The following is a 19,003-nucleotide window of genomic DNA, read 5'->3' as shown; positions in this document are numbered from 1 at the left end:
GGCCGGTGCACGGCGGCTGGGCGGTCACGACCAAGCGCGCTTACTCGTAGCGGATGTCCGCGTCGTAGCTGCTGCCGCCTACTTTGCCGTCTTTGCCCAGGCTGATCAGGTCAAACGGCTGGCCTTCGCCGGGCGCGCGATATTCCAGGGCATGACCCCAGGGATCGCTCAGTTCGGCTTCCTTGGCATACGGCCCCAGCCAGTTGCTGCTGCCACCGGGCTGGGTCACCAGATCTTCCAGCTTGGTCGGCAGCTTGCCGGTGTCGAGCTGATAGTTTTCGATTTTTCCGGCAATGGTCTGCACCTGCGACTTGGCGATGTTGGCCTTGCCACGGTCAGCGCCACCCAGCACCCGGCTGCCGACCAGGGTCAGCACCGCACCGATCAGCACGATGACGATGATGATCTCCAGCAGGCTCATACCGGCCTGATGGCGTCGAGACACAAAGCGGACCGGTTTGCGACGTTGGATCATGGAAGCTCCTTGCAGCGGGTCGTAAAAAAGGTGCCAGCGGCGTCAGCCGATGGCATTGGTGAGGTCGTACAACGGCACCAGCACGGCGACGATCACCAGGCCGACCACCGAGGCCAGCACCAGGGTGATCACCGGCACCAGGGCCGACAACAGGCGGTCAATCTCGCGCGCGCTTTCCTGTTCGAAGGTATCGGCAGTCTTGAGCAGCAGGGTATCCAGCGCGCCCGATTCCTCGCCGACCTGGATCATCTGCAGGGCCAGACGGGGAAAGCGCTTGCCACGCGACAGCGCGGCCGACAGACCGTTGCCGTTTTTCACTTCGTCGCTGGCGGTGTCGACATCCGCCGCCAGCGCACGGTTGCCCAGCACGTTGCGGGCGATGCCCAGCCCGGCCAGCAACGGCACGCCGTTGCGGAGCAGCGTGCCCAGCGTGCGCGCCAACCGTGCGGTTTCCAGCTTGGCGACCAGCCCACCCACGCCCTTGCGCTCGAGCAGCCAGCCGTCCGCGGCCAGGCGGAAGGCCGGCTGGCGCAGCTTGCGCTCCATCAGCAGCAGCACGACGCAGGGCACCACCACCAGCACCAGCCAGTAGTCGCGTACCAGCAACCCCACGTTGAGCACCCACTGGGTGAACCACGGCAGCGCCACATCCAGGCTTTCGTACATCACCGCAAACTGCGGCACCACATAGCCCAGCAGGAACATCAGCGCGCCGCCGACCACCGCCAGCAGGATCGCCGGGTAGATCAGCGCGTTGATCACCCGCCCCTTCAGTTCACGGCTGCGCTCGAGATAGTCCGCCAGCCGCTGCAATGTTTCGTGCAGACTGCCACCCGCTTCACCCGCGCGGACCATGTTGATGTACAGGCGCGAGAACAAACCGTGCTGGCGCTCCAGCGCGGTGGAAAGTGCGGCACCGCCGCGCACGATGTCGCGGATGTCGGTGATCACACGGCGGCTGCGCTCGTCTTCCGGCAGTTCCAGCAGGATGCCCAGCGCGCGGTCCAGCGGCTGGCCGGCCCCGAGCAACGTGGCCAGCTGCTGGGTGAACTGCACGAGCGCGGCACCATCAAACGGCTTGCGACGCAGCAGCGTGGCCCAGGACACCGCGCCGGTGCTGCCATCGGCCGCCACCCGCGTTTCCATCGGCAGGTGGCCCTGGTCCTGCAGGCGCGCGGCCACCTCGGCTTCGCTGGCCGCTTCCATCTGGCCATCGAAGACTTCGCCGTGAGCGTTCAGCGCCTTGTAGCGGTACTGCGGCATGCTCAGCTTTCCTCGGTCACGCGCAGCACTTCCTCGATGGTGGTCTGGCCGGCCAAGGCCTTGGCCAGCCCATCCTCGTACATGGTGCGCATGCCGGCCTCACGGGCGAGTTGTTCGATCTCGCCCATACCCGCGCGGCGCATCACCGCACGCCGCAGCTCGTCGTTCATCACCAGGAATTCCATGATGGTGGTGCGGCCCAGGTAACCGGTCGGGGCCAGCGCGGACGGCTGCGCGCGATACAGGAAGATGTCGCCCTGCGGCTGCAGGCGGCGCAGGCCGAACTTTTCGATTTCCTCCGGCGAGGCGGGATACCGCTGTGCGTGCTGCGGCTCCAGCCGGCGCACCAGACGCTGGGCCAGGATGCCGTTGATGGTGGAGGTGAGCAGATAGTCTTCCACCCCCATGTCGAGCAGGCGGGTGATGCCGCCCGCTGCGTTGTTGGTGTGCAGCGTGGACAGCACCAGGTGGCCGGTCAGCGCCGACTGGATCGCGATGCGCGCGGTTTCCAGGTCGCGCATTTCGCCGATCATGATGATGTCCGGATCCTGGCGCACGATGCTGCGCAGGGCATTGGCGAAATCCAGCCCGATCTGCGGCTTGGCCTGGATCTGGTTGATGCCTTCGATCTGGTATTCGACCGGGTCCTCGACGGTGATGATCTTCACGTCGGGGGTATTGAGCTGGCTCAACGCGGTATACAGCGTGGTGGTCTTGCCCGAGCCGGTGGGACCGGTGACCAGCAGGATGCCGTGCGGCTGGTCCAGCACCTTGCGGAACTGCGGCAGGAACGCATCGGTGAAGCCGAGGCGGTGGAAGTCGAAAACCACCGTGTCGCGGTCAAGCAGACGCATGACCACGCTTTCACCGTGCGCGGTCGGCACCGTGCTCACACGCAGGTCGAGCTCCTTGCCCTGCACGCGCAGCATGATGCGTCCGTCCTGCGGCAGGCGCCGCTCGGCGATGTTCAGCCGGGCCATGATCTTGATGCGGCTGATCACCGCAGCAGTCAGGTTGACCGGCGGGCTTTCACCCTCGATCAGCACGCCGTCGACGCGATACCGCACTTTCAAGCGGTTTTCGAACGGTTCGATGTGGATGTCGGACGCGCGCAGCTCCACCGCACGCTGGATGACCAGATTGACCAGTCGGATCACCGGCGCTTCCGAGGCCAGATCGCGCAGGTGTTCGATGTCGTCCACCGCGCTGCCTTCGCCATCGGCGGTTTCGATGATCGCGCCCATCGCGCTGCGACCCTGGCCGAACCAGCGTTCAATGACGTCGTCGATCTCCGAGCGCAGCCCGACATGCAGGCGCACCGGCACGCCCATGGCCAGGCGCACGGCCTCGGCGGCATAGGGTTCCTGCGGGTCGCTCAGCCACAGATCGAGCACGCCGTCGTGCAGGGTGAGCGGACAGATGTGGAACTGCTTGAGAAAGCGCAGCGACAACGGCAGCGCGTCAAGCAGGGATTCGGGTGCGGACTCGGCGACGCTTTTGGCCTCGAGCAGCGGCAGCGACAACACCTCGGCGCAGGCCTGGGCGTGGTCACGCTCGGACACCAGTCCCAGCCGCACCAGCAACGGCAGCAGTTCGCTGCCCGATTCACGCTGCAGCGGACGCGCGCGCGCCAGGTCCGCGTCCTTCAGGCGCCCGTTGCGCAGCAGCAACGCGACGATGCGGGACTCGGCGTCCTCGTGGGGTGCAGCTTCAAGATCGTGGGCTACCGCGTTCACGAAAGCTCTCCTGGCGACCCGGAGACTTTAGCAGTTCGCCGCGGTACGGATGACGGTGACGCAGACAGAAAGCGGGAGCCCGTCACAGGACGGACTCCCGCTGCACACCCCAGGGTGTGTTACTGGACGGCCTGGATGCTCACGCCGCTGAACGCGGACTCACCCACCAGCTTGATGTAGTACGTACCGGCCACCGGTGCGGTGAAACGCACGGTTTCGCTGTTGCCGGGACGCGCGGACTTGGCATCGAAGTCGGTGCTGCTCGGCTCTTCACCCGCGCTGACATACAGCGAGACATTGCCGCTGCCGCCGTAGGTGAGGAAGCTGAGCGTCTTGCCTGCGGTGGCTTCAAAGCTGTACAGCGTTTCGCTGCCACCTGCGCCACTCAGCCCGCTGACGGCGGTGCGGTTGGTCAGCGGCGTGGCGTCCGGTGCGCAATCCACTTCGCACGGTTCTTCCAGCGCCTTGTCCAGCGCCGCCTTGGCGTCGACGATACCGGTGCCGATCGGGGTGCTGGCCGGCGGGGCGACCGGGAAGCTGCGCGCGGTCTGCTTGAGCAGGGTTTCCAGTTGCGCCGGGGTCAGCGGATCCTTGCCGGCCGAGGCCAGCGCACCCTGCACCAGGGCGGCCACGCCGGCCACGTGCGGCGAGGCCATCGAGGTGCCGCCCATGCCCATGTAGCTGTAGGCACCGGAGGTCGGCGTGGTCAGGCCGTTGTAGCCGGCCTGCCAGACGTAGCCACCCGGATTGCCGTCGACGCTGCCGCCGCCGCCCGGACCGGAGAGGTCCACCGCGGTGCCGTAGTTGGAGTAGTAGGTGATGCCACCGGTGATGCGGGTCGCACCCACGGCAATCACGTTGGCGCAGCTGGCCGGACGGTAGTTGGACGCGTTCGAGCCGGCGTTGCCGGCCGCCACCACCACGGTGGTGCCGCGCGAGACCGCGCCGTTGATCGCATCCTGGTAGGCCGGGTCACACGCACCGCCACCGCCCAGGCTCATGTTGATGACTTCAGCCGGGTTCGGGTTGGCCGGAATGCCGGCGACCGTGCCACCGGAAGCCCAGGTGATCGCATCGGCGATGTCGGCCAGGTAGCCACCGCACTTGCCGAGCACGCGCACCGGCAGGACCTTGGCCTTGTAGGCGACGCCGGCCATGCCGAGCGCATTGTTGGTGGCTTCGGCGACCGTGCCGGACACGTGGGTACCGTGCCAGGAGCTGTCTTCGGCCAGCGAGCCGTCGTAACACTCGTTGTCGTTCTCGACCCAGTCACCGTAGTCGAGTGCACCCGGGACGCGGTCGTCGGTGGCACGACGCGAGGTTTCCGCGTCGCTGATGAAGTCATAGCCTTCCAGCAGGGTGCCGGCGGCGAAATCCGGGTGCTGCGGCAGGATGCCGGTGTCCAGCACCGCCACCACCACGCCTTCGCCCTGTGCCACGTCCCACGCGGCCGGTGCGTTCACGCCACCGGTGGCGCTGTGCAGGTGCCACTGATACTGCGCGTAGTACGGGTCGTTCGGCACCAGCTGCGGGGTTTCCTTGGCGCGTACATCGGCGCGCTGCAGCTTGACGTCGGCGACGGCGTACTGGACCTGCGGATCGGCCTGGATTTCCTTCAGCACCTTCTGCAGGTCGGCCTGGCTGAGCTTGCCCTGCAGGCGGATCACGTCCGCACCGGTGCCGAGGCGACGCAGGTGCTGCGGGGCAGCAGCGGCAGAACGCGCGTTGGCGTTGCCCAGGCTGGCACGTGACACCGCCGAGGTGACCGTGGCCAGTTTGGCCGAGGTGGTGGTGGCCGCACCGGTGCGGTACTTCACGATGATGCGTTCGGAACCCTGTTGGGCGGCGGTGGCCTGGCGCGCGGGCTCCTTGACCGGCAAACCGGCGGCGTAGGCGCTGGTGGCACCCACCGAGAGCGACAGTACGGCCGCGGCCAGCACGTTGATGCGAAGGTTCTGCTTCTTGGTCACGTTGAAATCCTCTTCAAGGTCATGGATCAAACGACGGTTCAGGCCAAACACTCCCTGCGAAAACCCCGGCCGGCCCTGGCCAGGGTTCCGGTGACCCGCCCCCTCAGGCCCTGCATTGCGTGCGCCGGGGCATTACCGCCCCGGCGCGGTCTTGCCGTGGGCTTACCAGCCGAAGCCGGCACCCACGCCCACCGAACTGTCATCACTGCTGAACGCACCGCCGAAGGTGACGGTGGCGCGCTCGCTGATGGCGCGCTGATACCCCAGCGACAGTGCCGATTCGCCACTCTGGAAGCCGACGCCGACACCGACGCGGTTCTGGGTGCGCACGCCAGCCGCGCTGGTTGCCATGTTCAACATGGCCGCGTTCATCGCACCCTGGCGGTCGATACGGCGATCCTGGTTGCGCAGGCGCTGATCGATTTCACCCTTGTATATGTCGAAGTTGTCGGCCATGGCACTGAAGCGCTGGTCGGTGTAGCTGTTGGCGGTCGCCAGGCCACTGTCCAGCTGGCCCTTGTTGACGGCGTCGGTAGCGGCATAACCGGCGGCGACGTTGGTCACCTGGCGTTCGTTGCCGGCACTGCCCACCGACACCGCGTTGGCACGGTCGGCGACCGAGCCCTGGCCCAGCGCGACCGAGTTGGCCGCGGTCGCCGAGGCACCCTGGCCGATCGCGGTGGCCGATGCTCCGCTGGCTACGGCACCTTCGCCCATTGCCACCGCATTCACCGCGGTCGGTACCGCTGCGACCGCTGCCGGCTGCGCGGTGCCGACGCTGGCCGCCGTCGGCGTGCCCTGCACCACTGCAGGTGCGGCAACGTCGGCCGCGACCTCAACGGCGGCCGGTGCGGCGGCAGCGGCGGCTTCCGGTGCAGCGGCGACGCTGGCGGAGGACACCGATGCAGTACGGGCACGTGCATTGCTGCCACTGCCTGCGGTGCGCTGGTCAATCTCGGTGACCTTGGCGTCCAGTGCCCCAAGCGCATCACCCACATTGCTGTAGCTGCTGCCCTGGATCACGTAGTTGGGAGCCACGAACACGCCCTGCATGCCCACGCTGGCCCCGCCGCCGAGGAAGCTGGCGGTGTCGGACAGTGCCTGGAACAACTGACCACCGTTGATGGCCTGGCGGCTGCCACTGGCGACCGAACCTGCCGCGACGTTGTCGATGGTGCTGCCCTGCAGGCCCGCCAGGGTGACCGTGTCGCGGCTGCTGTCGTCGTAGCTCAGCGCATTGGCGGTGCTGGTTTCCACCGAGCCAATGCGATCGTCGATGTCGCCCACGCGGGTTTCCACCGACGTCACACGCTGGTTGGTGGTGTTGAGCTGGCCACCGGTCACCGCGTCGGTGCTGCCGGCGGCGATGCGGCCTGCCGCCACGTTGACGATGCGGCGCGTGGCCGGACCATCGGTGCCGTTGCCGCCACCCACCGAGACCACGTTGGCTTCGGTGGCACGCGAGCCGGAGCCCAATGCCACCGAGTTGGCACCGGACACACCGGAGGCCGAGCCGATCGCCACGCTGTTGGCTCCGTTGCTGACGAACGCCCCGTTGCCGACCGCGACCGCGTTGGTGGCATTGGTGGAGGCCAGACGGCCGACCACGGTGCTGTTGTCACCGCGTGCGGACGCATCCGCGCCGACCGCAGTGGCACCGGTTGCCGAAGCGGTGCTGGTCGTACCCAGTGCGGTACTGCGGTTGCCGCTGGCGGTGGACGCCGAGCCGGAAGCGAGCGCGTCGGTGCCGCTGGCCGTGGCCACGCCACTGCCACTGGCCTTGAAGTACCGGGTGGCTGCGTCGGCAGTCGCTGCCACGCTGTCCAGCTGTGCCTTGTTCACCGCATCGGTGGCGTTGACCGCAGTGCCGACGTTGGTGATGCGGCGCGTGGCCGGACCGGTGGTGCCGTTGCCGCCGCCTACCGAGACCACGTTGGCTTCGGTGGCACGCGAGCCGGCACCCAGCGCCACACTGCCGGTGCCATTCGCCCAGGCGCTCTTGCCCAGGGCGGTGGCATTGATGCCGCTGTAGGCATAGCTGTCCTGGCCGATGGCGGTGGAGCCGGCGGAGGTGGCCCACGCCAGCTGGCCGACCGCGGTGGTCTGTGCGGCCGTGGCCCACGCACTGGCACCGCCGGCGAAGCTGTTGGCTCCGCTGGCCTGCGCGCTGTGGCCGACCGCCACACCGTAGGCTCCCGACGCGGTGCTGCCCCAGCCCAACGCCGACGCGTAATCGCCGCTGGCTTCCGCACCATAGCCCAGTGCGGTGGTGCGCACGCCGGTGGCGGCACTGAAGGCACCCACGGCGGTGCTGTAGTCGCTGCCCGCTTCGGCGCTGTAGCCGACGGCGGACGACTGCAGGCCGGCCGAGGTCGCATTGGCACCGCTGGCGGTGCTGAACACACCGTCCGCCTGCGCACCCGCACCCAGCGCCGTGGCACCGGTGCCGCTGGCGCTGGTGGCGCGATCCAACAGCACATTGCCGTTGGCATCTTCGTAGTACAGCGCGCCGCCTACGGCGGTCGCCGAATCGGCGGTGGCCGACGCGTTGTAGCCGGATGCGGACGCATTACGACCACTGGCCAGCGAACCGCTGCCATAGGCCGATGCACCGGTGCCGAAGGCATTGGACGCCTCGCCCGCGGCGGTGGCGTACGCCCCGTCGACATAGCTGCCCACGTCATTGCCATCACCGCTGCCGCTGGCCTGGAAGAAGCGACTGGTGTTCTCGGCGACGTCCGCGACCTCGTTGAGCTGATCCAGGTTCACCGCGTCGGTGCCTTCGGTACCGGCGGCGACGTTGGTGATCTGGCGCTGCGAGGTAGCGGTGCCGACCGACACGCTGTTGTCGCGGTCCGCACGCGAACCCGCACCCAGCGCAACGCTGTTGAGGCCGTTGGCCGTGGCGCTCTCGCCGACCGCGGTCGCACCGACCGCATCCGCCCACGAGTTCCAGCCCAGTGCGGTGGTGTAGTCGTCGGTGGCCCAGGCACCGGCACCGAAGGCGGATGCACCAGTACCCGATGCACGCGCGGGGATGAAGCCGAAGAAGGTGCTGCCGCCGATGGCGACACTTTCATCGCCGGTGGCTTCGCTGAACTCACCCACGGCGACCGCGCTGGCACCCGTGGCGGTTGCAGCTGCACCAACTGCAGTGCTGTACACGTTGGACGCAACCGCGCCGTAACCGAGTGCCGTGGACAGCTCGCCGGTGGCTTCGCTGTAGCTGCCGAACGCGGACGCGCCGGCTTCCGAGGCGGTGCTGCGGAAGCCGCTGGCGATGGCCTGCTGACCCGAGGCAACCGACTCGCTGCCGTTGGCGGTGCTGTACGCCCCGCTTGCGGCGGCACCGGCACCGGTGGCAGTGGCCCCGATCTCCGAAGCAACTGCACCGCTGCCGACGGCGACGCTGTCTTCGCCGGTGGCCTGCGCGTTGGTGCCCAGTGCGGCGGCATTCACGCCCGTGGCCAGTGCATCGGTGCCGACGGCAGTGGCGTTGTTCGCCAGCGCGTTGGCCCCGCTGCCCAGCGCGGTGCTGCCATCGCCAATCGCATTGGCGGCTTCACCGGCAGCCAGTGCGTTGTCGCCGTCCACATAGGCCCCGGCGTCGCTGGCATCGCTACCGCTGGCCTGGAAGTACTTGCTTGTGTTTTCAGCCACCTCGGCCACGGCGTTGAGCTGATCCACGTTCACCGCGTCGGTGCCTTCGGTACCGGCGGCGACGTTGGTGATCTGGCGCTGCGAGGTGGCAGTGCCTACCGAGACGCTGTTGTCACGGTCCGCACGCGAACCGGCACCCAGTGCGACACTGTTGAGGCCGTTGGCCGTGGCGCTTTCGCCGACCGCGGTCGCACCGACCGCATCCGCCCACGAGTTCCAGCCAAGTGCGGTGGTGTAGTCGTCGGTGGCCCAGGCACCGGCACCGAAGGCCGAAGCCCCGGTACCCGATGCGCGCGCCGGAATGAAGCCGAAGAAGGTGCTGCCGCCGATGGCGACGCTTTCATCGCCGGTGGCTTCGCTGAACTCACCCACCGCCACTGCGCTGGCACCGGTCGCAGTGGCCGCTGCGCCGACCGCAGTGCTGTACACGTTGGACGCAACCGAGCCGTAACCCAGTGCCGTGGACAGCTCACCGGTGGCTTCGCTGTAGCTGCCGAACGCCGAGCTGCCGGCTTCCGAGGCAGTGCTGCGGAAGCCGCTGGCAATGGCCTGCTGACCCGAGGCAACCGACTCGCTGCCGTTGGCGGTGCTGTAGGCCCCGCTAGCGGCTGCAGCGGCACCCGTGGCACTGGCTCCGACCTCCGATGCAACCGCACCGCTTCCGACGGCGACGCTGTCTTCGCCGGTGGCCTGCGCGTTGGTGCCCAGTGCGGCGGCGTTGGTGCCTGTGGCCAGTGCATCAGTGCCGACCGCAGTGGCATTGCTCGCCAAAGCATTGGCCCCGCTGCCCAGCGCGGTGGTGCCATCGCCAATCGCATTGGCGGCCTCACCGGCGGCCAGCGCGTTGTCGCCATCCACGTAGGCCCCGGCGTCGCTGGCATCGCTGCCGCTGGCCTGGAAGTACTTGCTGGTGGCGGCCGCGGCATCGGCCACTTCATTGAGCTGGTCGAGGTTCACCGCGTCGGTGCCTTCGGTACCGGCGGCGACATTGGTGATCTGGCGCTCGCTGCCGACACTGCCGACGGACACACTGTCGTCGCGGTCCGCAATTGAATCGGCACCCAGGGCCACGCTGTTCACGCCTTCAGACGTGGCGGCGTTGCCCAGCGCGGTGCTGTTCAGACCCGGCGACCACGCACCACCGCCGACGGCGGTGGAGTAGTTGCCCGAGGCTTCGGTGGGCAGCAGGCCGAACAGTGCACCACCAACGGCCACGCTGTTGGTGCCGCTGGCCAGCGCGTTCTGACCGGTGGCGGTGCTGTAGGCACCCGAGGCCACCGCGTCGCCACCGAGCGCGACGCTGTTGGAGCCGCTGGCTTCAGCGAAGTTGCCCAGTGCCGTGGCATTGAACGCGGAAGCAATCGCGTAGCCGCCGATGGCGGTGCTGTAGTTGCCGGCGGCCTGTGCGTTGAAGCCGTAGCTGGCCGAGAGCGTGCCGGAGGCCACGCTTTCGCTGCCGACGGCGGTGGCACCGCGGCCACTGGCTTCGGTGTAGTAACCGAGTGCGACAGCCTCTTCGCCGGAGGCGAGTGACAGCGCGCCACCCGCCAGGCTGCCTGCGCCGGAGGCGACGCTGGCCGCGCCGACGGCGGTGCTCTGCTCACCCGACGCCTCGCTTTCCGCGCCATTGGCGGTGGCGTACTCACCGGTCGCCTGTGCATTGGCACCCACGGCCGATGCATTCGCGGCGCTGGCCAGGGCATTCAGGCCGACCGCAGTGGCACCGGCATCAAGTGCAAACGCACCGCTGCCGACCGCCGATGCGCCGGTGCCGCTGGCGAAGCTGCTCGAACCCACTGCGGTGGCGTAGTCACCGTCAGTGGCCGCATTGGAACCGGCCGCCACGCTGTCTTCGCCCCCGGCAACAGCCACACCTTCGCCGCTGGCCTGGAACTTGTCGGTGGCGGCGGTCAGCTGATCCACGTTGACCGCATCGGTGCCTTCGGTACCGGCGGCGACCTGGGTGATCTGGCGCTGCTGGTCGTCGTTGCCGACCGACACCGTGTAGGCGCGATCCGCAGTGGCACCCGCACCCAGCGCGACGGCATTGGACGCACTGGCACTGCTGCCGGCACCGATGCCGATGGCGCTTTCACCGCCGGCGACCACATTGGTACCGATGGCGATGCTGTTGATGCTGTTGCCCAGCGCCTGGTAACCCAGCGCCACGCTGTTGTTGCCGTAAGCGAAGGCACCCCGACCCAGCGCGGTGGAACTCGTGCCCCGCGCCCAGCTGTTGTAGCCGATGGAAGTGGCACCTGCGCCATCCGCCCACGCCGCATAACCGACGGCGGTGGCGTTGTTCTCGGTGGCCCATGCGCTGGCACCGAATGCGGTGGCGCTTTCGGCGGTGGCCCAGGCGTAGGCACCGGTCGCGGTGCTTTCGATGCCGCTGGCCCAGGCGTTGTCGCCCTGCGCAATGCTGTACTCGCCGGTCGCGCGTGCCTTGTAGCCCTGCGCCAGACTGTTGTCGCCGGTGGCCTGCGCGCCGCTGCCGAAGGCATTGCTGAGGGCACCGGTCGCCTGTGCACCTGCACCGACGGCCACCGCGTCGGCCGCGGCGGTGGTGCCGATCAGCACCGCGTTACCGTCGCCGTCGACGATCGGCTGGTTGTATTCGTCAAACGCCTGGCCCTGGCCGCCGATGGCGACACTGCCGCTGCCAGCCGCCGCCACGTTGCTGCCCACGGCCACGGTGTTGTCGCCGGCCGCCGTGGCTCCCAGGCCCACGGCCGTGGCACCCGCGCCGAGCGCATTGCTGGCCTCACCCGCTGCCAGCGCACCATCGCCGTCGGCGAAGGCACCCACATCACTGTCAGCCGAGGCATTGGCCTTGAAGCGCAGCGCGGTGGTATCGGCGGTGTCGGCCACCGCATCCAGCTGCGCCTTGTTCACCGCATCGGTGGCTTCGGTACCGGCGGCCACGTTCGTGATCTGGCGCTCGTTGCCGACGTCGCCCACCGACACCGTGTTGTCACGCACGGCGGTCGAGTTCGCACCCAGTGCCACGCTGTTGGCACCGCGGGCGGTGCTGTAGAAGCCCACCGCCGTGCTCAGGTCACCGCTGGCCCAGCTTTCCGCACCCAGTGCGGACGCACCGTCGCCGGGGGCGTAGGCGAAGTAGCCCAGTGCAGTGGCTTCAACGCCGGAGGCTTCGCTGAGCGTGCCGTTGGCCACGGCGTAGTCGCCGCTGGCAATCGCGCCTGCACCCACCGCGGTGGCGGCTTCGCCGGTGGCCTGGGTCTGCACGAAGAAGCCCAGCCCCGGAATCAGATCGACCGGACCGCCGACAGCGGTGCTGCTGGTGCCGGTGGCCGCGGTCTGCGTGCCGACGGCGGTGGAATAGTCACCGGTGGCGTTGGCGACGGCACCAAAGGCAGACGCCTGCGCACCGGCTGCATACGCGCCGACGCCATATGACGAGGCCGCAAAGCCGGAGGCTTCGGCGCTGGCACCGACGGCGGTGCCGCCCACGCCCGCACTGGTGGCACCGGTATCGACCGGCACGCCGCCGTTGGTGATCAGCGGGTCGCCGTTCTCGTCCACGGCGGCACCGCCCACGGCCACGCTGCCCGGGCCGGCCGCCTGCGCATTGTGGCCGAAAGCGGCGCTGTTCTGGCCGCTGGCCAGCGCGTTGTTACCCACGGCGGTGGCGTTCTGCGCGACTGCGGTGGCACCGCTGCCCAGTGCGGTGGTGCCGTTGCCGAGCGCGTTGCTGGCTTCGCCAATCGCGGTGGCATTGTCGCCGTCGGCATAGGCACCGGCGTCGCTGTCCGCGCTGCCGGTGGCCTGGAAGTACTTCGCGGTGTTTTCGGCGACTGCGCCGACCGCATCCAGCTGCGACTTGTTCACCGCATCGTTCGCTTCGGTGCCGTCCGCGACGTGGGTGATCTGCCGCTGCAGGCCATTGTTGTTGCCGACCGACACGGTGTCCACACGGTCGGCGTAGGAGCCGGCACCGAGTGCCACGCTGCCGACCGCAACCGCGGCCGAGTTGGAGCCGAGCGCGGCGCTGAAGTCGGCAACGGCCGTGCTGAACGCGCCGACCGCGATCGAGGCTTCACCGCCGCTGCCGGCACCGCGGCCGAGCGAGGTGCTGCCAGCACCGATCGCCAGCGAGCCGCCGCCTACAGCGGTCGCACCATCGGCGCTGGCTTCGGCCAGTCCGCCAATGGCAGTGGCCGCACCGTTTTCGCTGGCCGCGAACGACGATGCACCGAGTGCGACGTCGCCCAGGCCGATGGCGGCGGCGCTCTGGCCCACTGCGGTGCTGGCATCGCCCAGTGCCAGGCTGTTCTGACCGAACGCGCTGCCGCCCAGGCCTGCGGCGATGGCGTCGGTGCCCACGGCGGTGGTGGCGTTCTGCAGCGCCTGGCTGCGGTTGCCCAGCGCGACGGCCCCGTTGCCGTCAGCGGTCGCGCTGGCACCGGCGGCCAGTGCGCCTTCGCCGTCGATGCTGGCTGCATCGCTGTTGTTGTTCTCGCCATCCGCCTTGAAGTAGCGCGTGGCGGTCTCGGCGGTTGCGGCGACCTTGTCCAACTGCGACTTGTTCACTGCATCGGTCGCGGCAGTGCCGGCGGCGACGTTGGTCACCTGGCGCTCCTTGCCGGCATCACCCACCGACACGGTGTTGGCGCGGGTGGCCTTGGAGCCTGCGCCCAGTGCCACGCTGTTGGCCGCTGAGGCGGTGCTGTTGCTGCCGATGGACACCGCATTCGCGCCCGATGCGGTCGCGTTGCCGTCGACCAGGCAGCTGTCGATCACGTTGCTGTTAAGCACCACGCAGTTGGCGTTGCCGCCGATCTCCACGGACTGCGCGCGCGCCTCCGGCGTGCCGGACAACCCCACCCCAAGCGTCAGCGCAATGGCGGCACTGAGCAGCGCGCTGCTGCGTGTGCCGTCGGATCGTCGCTGGTCGATGACCACGCCAGGCGACTGGCTGCTGGCCAACTCGGAGGCAACGACCATCTGCCCCAGTGCTTTGTTCCAGACCTTGCGATAAATCCGATTCATCGATGCGACTCCTGGTTGGCTGGTTTTAGGCAAAGCGACGCCAACGCCAGGCCGCGTGGCCCAACGTCCCCTGAGGGCGTTTTCCGCTTGATTTACTGCGTTGTGTCGGACGGCGCGCGATCAGCGCGGGTGATGCACAGAGAACTCGCCATCCTTGCGGTTACTTCCGAACTGAACACTTGCAAAATGAGAACTCAGTGTTAACGCAGGGTTTTCAGAACGTCAAGACTTTGACAGGAGAAATTGTTCTAACGCGAGAAGCGTCACACATTTGACTATTCATGCAGCGGATTTGTTAGCTGCATGTGAGCAGTTGTCATCACGCGATAGCGCGTGTGAAACGCGATGTAACTCATTGCCGCGTCTTGAAACGCATCGCGCGCGTGCGATCAAAGTTCACACCACCTTCACTTCGTTGGCGCTTTTTTGCGCCGGTTCCATACGCATGCGTCGCGAACACCGCGCGCGGAGGCGTTTGCGCAGTGCGGCATGTGAGCGCAGGCGAACTGCGCAGAAATGCGGCTCCGGCTCCAAGCACGCTGGGGCGGTAGATGGAAATCTGGAATCGCTGTCCAATGGCGAAGTGCAGGATCGTGCACCGTCCCGCATTGTTTGCAGCGAGTTGCCCGACGTTACAGCGCGGAGTAAGAGATGAGAGACCGTTCACACGATGCAGCGATGGCAGAGGTCTATCGCGATGATCCCGGCTATGCGATCGAACTGCTTAACAACATTCTGGAAGACGGCGAGCAGGGTGAACTGCTTATAGCCCTGCGTCAGATGGCAGAGGCGTTTGGCGGAGTCTCGCCCCCGGTGGAATAAAGGCAGACCCAAGCGAGGCTGGCGAACACCGCAGAGCGTTCGCCGTGGGCCACCGCCACCGGATTGCGCAGAAGCCCGGCTTGGTAGCGTCGGTCGACAGACGACGGCCCGTACTGCCTCAACGTCCGGTAACGCAGGGAAACAGGTGCATAAGACCAGCAAGTGTTATTTGACGCTGATTGAGCGGACGGATAATTACTCCAGGGGGATGAACGGCTGACGCGTGGGGCTGTGAGTCCTCAGGGCCGCCTTGTGCGCGGCCTTCTTCTTCGATTGCGGTCCATGCGTTAAAGACCGCTCGAGGCTTCACTGCCGTCGTCTGTCGACCGACGCTACCGATCCCGAGTCGAACCACCGTTTACAGTCGACCTTCCCACCATCTTTTACAGTTGACTCTCCCAACGAGGTCAACAAAAAACCGCCGGTTTCCCGGCGGTTTTTCGTTTCAGTAGCGGGCGTCTCAGCCCACCCACACCCGCGCGTTGCGGAACATGCGCAGCCACGGCGAGTCGCCCTGCCAGTCGGCCGGACGCCAGCTCAGGTTGAGCGCACGCGGGGTGCGTTCCGGGTGCGGCATCATGATGGTGACGCGACCGTCGGTGCTGGTCAGGCCGGTGATGCCGTCCGGTGAACCGTTCGGGTTCAGCGGGTAGTGGCTGGCCACGTTGCCGTCACCATCGATATAACGCAGCGACACGCGGGCCGCCGCCTGGTCGACCGGGTTGGCGAACACCGCACGGCCTTCGCCGTGAGCCACCGCCACCGGGATGCGCGAACCGGCCATGCCGCGCAGCAGGATCGAGGGCGACTCCACCACTTCCAGCAGCGCGGTACGGGCTTCGAACTGCTCGCTGGCGTTGCGGCGGAACTGCGGCCAGTGCTCGGCACCGGGGATGATGTCCTTGAGCTGGCTCAGCATCTGGCAGCCATTGCAGACGCCCAGCGAGAAACTGTCTTCGCGGGCGAAGAACGCCGCGAAGGCATCACGCAGCGCGCTGCGCTCCAGCACCGAGGTGGCCCAGCCGCGACCCGCACCCAGCACGTCGCCGTAGCTGAAGCCACCGCAGGCGGCCAGACCGGTGAAGTCCGCCAGATTCACGCGGCCTTCGATCAGGTCGCTCATGTGCACATCAAAGGCGGTGAAGCCCGCGCGCTCGAAGATGTTGGCCATTTCGATCTGGCCGTTGACGCCCTGCTCGCGCAGCACCGCCACGCGCGGACGTGCGCCGGTGTTGATGAAGGGGGCTGCCACATCTTCGTTGAGGTCGAAGCTCAACTTCGGCTTCAGGCCCGGCGCATTGAAGTTACGCGCCACGGCACGCTCTTCATCGGCCGCGTCCGGGTTGTCACGCAGCTTCTGCATGGCGTGGGTGACCGACCACCAGGCATCGAACAGCGCGTCCCAGCGCCATTCGGCAAGGTTTTCGCCCTGCAGCGAGACGCGCACCACCGGAGCGGTGGTGGGTTTGGCGATGCGCTGCGCGCATTCGGTGAGTGCGTGGCGCTCGACCAGGTCGGCGAACGCGGCACGGTCTTCGCGCGCGATCTGCACCACCGCACCCAGCTCTTCATTGAACAGGCTGCGGAACGGATCATCGCCCCAGGCATCCAGGGTGATATCCAGGCCCTGGCGCGAGGCGAAGGCCATTTCACACAGGGCGGCAAACGCGCCGCCGTCGCTGCGGTCGTGGTACGCCAGCAGCACGCCGGCCTGGCGCGCGTCGCGGATCAGCTCGAAGAAGGCGCGCAGGCGCTGCGGGTCATCCAGGTCCGGCACCGCACCGGCAAAGGCCGGCAGCGCGCTGTGATCAGCATGCACCTGGGCCAGGATGGAGCCACCCAGGCGCTGCTTGCCGGCACCCAGGCCGATCAGCCACAGCTCGCTGTCGGTGTCCCGGTCCAGCAGCGGGGTCAGCTGGGTGCTGGCATCGGCGACCGGCGCGAACGCGGAAATGACCAGCGACACCGGCGACACCGACTTGTGTGCCTGGCCCGCGTCGTGCCACTGCGCTTGCATCGACAGGGAATCCTTGCCGACCGGAATGCTCAGGTCCAACTGCGGGCACAGTTCCATGCCCACCGCACGCACTGCGTCATACAGCAGCGCATCTTCACCGGCGTGGCCGGCGGCGGCCATCCAGTTGGCGGAGAGCTTCACCGTTTCCAGTTCGTCCACCGGCGCGGCGCACAGGTTGGTAATCGCCTCACCCACGGCCATGCGTGCCGAGGCGGCAGCATCCAGCAGGGCCAGCGGGGTGCGCTCGCCAATGGCCATGGCTTCACCGGCCACGGTGTCAAACCCGGCCAGGGTGATCGCCACGTCGGCCATCGGCAGCTGCCACGGACCGATCATCTGTTCGCGTGCGGTCAGGCCGCCCACGCTGCGGTCACCAATGGTGACCAGGAAGTTCTTCGACGCCACCGACGGGTGCGCCAGTACGCGCAGGCCGGCTTCGTGCAGGTCAAGACCGCCGGTCTTCAGCGCCGGCCACTTCGGTGCCGCCGGATGCGCGGTGTCGCGGTGCATCTTCGGCGGCTTGCCGAACAGCACGTCCATCGGCAGGTCGATCGGGGCGTCGGCCGGAATATTGCCTACCGTCGCGCCATAGGCGACCACCAGGCGCTCTTCAGCCGTGGCCACGCCGACCGCCGCGAACGGGCAGCGCTCGCGCGCGCACAGCGCGGCGAACTCGGCCAGACGGTCCTGCGGCACGCCGAGCACGTAGCGTTCCTGCGATTCGTTGCACCACAGCTGCATCGGCGACAGCGACGGATCGTCGGTAGGCACCTTGCCCAGGTCGATCACACCGCCCACGCCGGAGTCGTGCAGCAGTTCCGGAATCGCGTTGGACAGGCCACCGGCACCCACGTCGTGGAACCAGCGGATCGGGTTGTCCAGGCCCAGTGCGACGCAGCGGTCAATCACTTCCTGGCAGCGGCGCTCCATTTCCGGGTTGTCGCGCTGCACGCTGGCAAAGTCGAGGTCCTCGGCGCTTTCACCCGAGGCCACCGAACTGGCGGCACCGCCGCCCAGGCCGATCAGCATCGCCGGGCCACCCAGCACGATCACTGCATCGCCGGGCTGCAGGCGCAGCTTCTCGACCTGCACGCGGTCGATCGCGCCCAGGCCACCAGCCAGCATGATCGGCTTGTCGTAGGCGCGGGTCAGGCCGTCGCCTTCGGGCAGTTCGAAGCTGCGGAAGTAACCGAGCAGGTTCGGGCGGCCGAATTCGTTGTTGAACGCGGCACCGCCCAGCGGGCCGTCGAGCATGATGTCCAGCGCCGGGGCCATGCGCGGATTGAGCGCGCGCGGCGCTTCCCACGGCTGCGGCAGGGTCGGAATGCGCAGGTGCGAGACCGAGAAGCCGGTCAGGCCGGCCTTGGGCTTGCCGCCGCGACCGGTGGCACCTTCGTCGCGGATTTCGCCACCGGCACCGGTGGACGCACCCGGGAACGGGGCAATCGCGGTCGGGTGGTTATGCGTTTCCACCTTGATGCAGAACGCCGAGTCGACCACGGCTTCGGCACGGTACTCGCCGGTAGCCGGGTCCGGGCGGTAACGCGCCGCCGGGTGACCGGCGACCACGGCGGCATTGTCGCTGTACGCGCTGAGCGTGTGCTGCGGGGTCTGCTGGTGGGTGTTCTTGATCATGCGGAACAGCGAATGCGGCTGTTCGGCCCCATCGATGGTCCAGCTGGCGTTGAAGATCTTGTGCCGGCAGTGCTCGGAGTTCGCCTGGGCGAACATCATCAGTTCCACATCCGACGGCTTGCGGCCGAGTTCGCCGAAGCGCTGGCGCAGGTAGTCGATCTCGTCCTGGGCCATGGCCAGGCCGAGGCGGCGGTTCGCGCCTTCCAGGTCGTCCAGCGCCACGCGTTCCAGCTCACCCCGGGCCGGCGCGGTGAACAGCGCCTGGGCCTGGTCGGTGGACGTCAGTACGGACTGGGTCATTGGGTCGTGCAGCACGCGGATGACCGCCTCGCGCTGGGCGGCGTCGGCCCGCCCGCCCGCCCCGTCCATTCGCAGGCCCCCGTCCACCCCGCGGCTCCGCTGCCCCGCCCCC

7 protein-coding genes are annotated in these 19,003 nt (G+C 68.0%); 1 reads left to right on the top strand and 6 read right to left on the bottom strand.

Annotation, left to right across the window (positions count from 1 at the left end):
- Positions 1-40 precede the first annotated feature (40 nt).
- The 5 genes from gspG to QMX83_RS07375 form a co-directional block, all read right to left on the bottom strand.
- Positions 41-475 carry a type II secretion system major pseudopilin GspG gene (gene gspG, locus QMX83_RS07395; RefSeq protein WP_282295978.1) on the bottom strand — a complete coding sequence of 145 codons (435 nt, stop codon included), beginning with the start codon at positions 473-475 and terminating at the stop codon, positions 41-43.
- Between the two features lie 42 nt (positions 476-517).
- On the bottom strand, positions 518-1,738 hold the full coding sequence (locus QMX83_RS07390; RefSeq protein WP_282295977.1) for a type II secretion system F family protein: 1,221 nt from the start codon (positions 1,736-1,738) through the stop codon (positions 518-520).
- 2 nt (positions 1,739-1,740) lie between these two features.
- Positions 1,741-3,474: a type II secretion system ATPase GspE gene (gspE, locus tag QMX83_RS07385; RefSeq protein ID WP_282295976.1), complete on the bottom strand. Its 1,734-nt coding sequence runs from the start codon at positions 3,472-3,474 to the stop codon at positions 1,741-1,743.
- A gap of 119 nt (positions 3,475-3,593) precedes the next feature.
- The gene (locus tag QMX83_RS07380) at positions 3,594-5,444 is read right to left on the bottom strand and encodes a S8 family peptidase (protein ID WP_282295975.1); all 1,851 of its coding nucleotides are present in this window, start codon (positions 5,442-5,444) and stop codon (positions 3,594-3,596) included.
- Between the two features lie 162 nt (positions 5,445-5,606).
- Positions 5,607-14,117 carry an ESPR-type extended signal peptide-containing protein gene (locus QMX83_RS07375; RefSeq protein WP_282295974.1) on the bottom strand — a complete coding sequence of 2,837 codons (8,511 nt, stop codon included), beginning with the start codon at positions 14,115-14,117 and terminating at the stop codon, positions 5,607-5,609.
- Positions 14,118-14,768: 651 nt separating this feature from the next.
- Here QMX83_RS07375 and QMX83_RS07370 point away from each other — a divergent pair.
- The gene (locus QMX83_RS07370) at positions 14,769-14,939 is read left to right on the top strand and encodes a transcriptional regulator (protein WP_282295973.1); all 171 of its coding nucleotides are present in this window, start codon (positions 14,769-14,771) and stop codon (positions 14,937-14,939) included.
- 460 nt (positions 14,940-15,399) lie between these two features.
- On the opposite strand, the gene purL is transcribed toward QMX83_RS07370, so the two are convergent.
- Positions 15,400-19,003, bottom strand: a 3,604-nt coding sequence (gene purL / locus QMX83_RS07365; RefSeq protein ID WP_282295972.1) for a phosphoribosylformylglycinamidine synthase, incomplete at its 5' end; no start/stop codon positions are given.

This window comes from Stenotrophomonas sp. PS02289 (assembly GCF_029960115.1).
GTDB lineage: Bacteria > Pseudomonadota > Gammaproteobacteria > Xanthomonadales > Xanthomonadaceae > Stenotrophomonas.
The sequence above is the reverse complement of the archived record's forward strand: the minus strand, read 5'-3'. Positions and strand labels throughout refer to the sequence as shown.

Bases quoted from the DNA above. Each gene is read 5' to 3' on its own strand.
- gspG (WP_282295978.1), bottom strand. From the start codon at position 475: ATGATCCAACGTCGCAAACCGGTCCGCTTTGTGTCTCGACGCCATCAG.
- QMX83_RS07390 (WP_282295977.1), bottom strand. From the start codon at position 1,738: ATGCCGCAGTACCGCTACAAGGCGCTGAACGCTCACGGCGAAGTCTTC.
- QMX83_RS07375 (WP_282295974.1), bottom strand. From the start codon at position 14,117: ATGAATCGGATTTATCGCAAGGTCTGGAACAAAGCACTGGGGCAGATG.
- QMX83_RS07370 (WP_282295973.1), top strand. From the start codon at position 14,769: ATGAGAGACCGTTCACACGATGCAGCGATGGCAGAGGTCTATCGCGAT.